We start from the raw sequence: 471 nt of genomic DNA on the forward strand, positions 1-471 counted from the left end.
ACATACTTACAGACTAACAGAGTCTGTAAGTTCGGAGGTCTGTAAGTCTGTAAGTTGCAGAGTCTGTTAGTCTGGAAGTTCGGAAGTCTGTAAGTTCCAGAGTTACAGAGTTCGGAAGTTCGTAAGTTCGGAAGTCCCCCCCAGGGATCCCGGCGTCCAGGGGGCGGGGCTCGAGGACCCCCCCTTGCCTTCCACGGGCCATTTGGGTAGCATGCCTCCCGTGGGCAAACCCCTCGTCCTCACCCCCGAGGAGCTGGCCCGCGCCCTAAGGGTGGACCCGGAAACGGTGCGCCGCTGGCTCCGGGAGGGCCAGGTGCGGGGGCAGAAGGCGGGGCGGCTCTGGCGGGTGCCCTGGGAGGAGGGGGTGCGGCTTTTGGGCAGCGAGGAGCGCCTGGAGGAGGCCCTGAGGGAGGTGCTGGGGTGAGGGTGGTGGCCGTGGTGAACGGCAAGGGCGGGGTGGGCAAGACCACC

General features: G+C 65.2%; 1 protein-coding gene. It reads left to right on the forward strand.

The features are described 5' to 3' along the window. Window positions 1–211: 211 nt before the first annotated feature. Window positions 212–424, forward strand: coding sequence for a helix-turn-helix domain-containing protein (locus tag ACYQ0J_RS00410; RefSeq protein ID WP_460170249.1), 213 nt, complete (start codon window positions 212–214; stop codon window positions 422–424). The last annotated feature ends 47 nt before the right edge of the window (window positions 425–471 follow it).

The organism is Thermus sp. FJN-A, assembly GCF_054655095.1.